The organism is Leptotrichia sp., assembly GCF_057270615.1.
The window spans coordinates 1-1,767 of sequence record NZ_DBHIXN010000127.1 but is presented as its reverse complement, the minus strand read 5'-3'; the positions used below and the strand labels follow the sequence as shown (position 1 = coordinate 1,767).

General features: G+C 25.6%; 2 protein-coding genes. Both read right to left on the bottom strand.

Going from position 1 to position 1,767, the window contains the following annotated elements:
* Positions 1-813 (bottom strand): AAA family ATPase (locus ACO409_RS10855; protein WP_485557164.1); only part of this gene is annotated, 813 nt, incomplete at its 3' end.
* A gap of 232 nt (positions 814-1,045) precedes the next feature.
* Positions 1,046-1,486, bottom strand: a complete 441-nt coding sequence (locus tag ACO409_RS10850) for a hypothetical protein (protein WP_485557162.1) — start codon at positions 1,484-1,486, stop codon at positions 1,046-1,048.
* Between the last annotated feature and the right edge of the window lie 281 nt (positions 1,487-1,767).

Here is a 1,767-nt window from a genome sequence, read left to right as displayed (position 1 = left end):
AACCTCTTCAATCTTATATTTCATATCAAAATACTCAAGCATTTCAATCACTTCATTTTCAAGAAGTCCAAAATATTCTGAATAATCCTTGCTTAAAATCGTATTTACATAAAGATTATTTAAACCAGAGAATATCCCTTCTTTTATGATTCTAGTTATTCCTGTTAAAATACCATATTTTAACGAATTATTAGTCTTTAACGCTGAACTATAAAATGTTTGAAAAAAATTTATTGCTTCATTGTAGTATCCTTTATCAAAAGCATTTATTATTGGAGCGTCGTATTCATCTATTAAAATTATGACTTTTTTTTCATAATACCTATAAAGACTATCTGCCAAAAATTTTAAAGACATTATGTAGTCTGCATCTTCTTTTTCATAAAGCACTTTTTCAAATTTTCTTTTATCCCATTCATTCATTTTTTCTCTAATATACTCAAATTCAACGTATAAATCAAAAATAAATAACTTCAATCTTTTTAAACATTCTTCCCAAGTGTCTCCTTTTAAATCCTTTAGTGAAATGAAAATTACAGGGTATTTCCCCTGCTCACTCATATATTCACTATCAGATACTTTCAAATTTTCAAAAAGTTTTTTATTTTCTTCTTTATTTTTTATATCAAAAAAATATTTCAACATCGACATATTCAATGTTTTTCCAAATCTTCGTGGTCTTGTAAATAATGTAACTTTCGACCTGTTCATTAACATTTCATCTATTAGTAAAGTTTTATCTATATAGTAATATCCTTCTTGTATCAACTCTTTAAAATCTTCAATTCCCACAGGAACAGCTTTTTTTCTCATAAAATCACTCCCTCTTTTATTTTTTTATAACTTTCAATATTATTAATTATACCACAACTTGATATTTAAAATAAAGTCGTTTGAACGCTCTGTGATGCTTTCTTTTTAAATTTGAGAATTTGAAATATTTTGAGAATTGGTTTGGGAAATATAGGCTTTAGAAGTTTAAGAGATTTTGAATTTACATAAAATTTTTACCCAACTTATTTTGATGGTACAACTCTCTATTTACTCACACTTTCTCAAATAATTTATTATTATCTTCATAATATCTACTTGTACTTTTTCTTTTATCATTTTCAACATTAAGAAAATAGTAAATTCTTTTATCCTTATCATGCCAACAAATTTTTTTAATAGTTGCTTTTTTATCAGGATATTTAATTAATTTAACTTTGGCACCTATATTAAATCGTGGACATTTTATTATTTCATAAAATTCCTTTCTTATTCTAATTACTTCTTGATTTTTACTTCCAAGCATTTTTATGCCTACATAATCTATTTCTTCAGTTTTACATTCTAATATTGTTCCCCATAAAATTGACATTGGATAACCAAAATTTTTATTAAAATTTTCGTATTTAAAAATATCATCAGAATGTATAATCTTGTCTGGAGAGGGAGAGTTATTTTTTAATACTCCACATGTTCCTATATAACTTTTATTCATTTTTGACCTTTCTCATCGTATAATTTAAATCCTTCGTTTACTTTCTACAACTAATTTTTCAATGTTTCCAGTTATTTTTCCGCCTTCCTGATTAAATCCAGTAAGCGTCATCGAATCTGTATTATTATGTACTTCATTAACATTTACAAAATTTTCATTTTGATAGTTAGTACTTTCTGTATTAAGATTTCCGTTGCTCTGAGAGATATTATTTCCACTTATTCCTTTAAACCTCTATTTAAAAACCACCTTCACTTCTTTCCCATAAAACGCAACCCCAA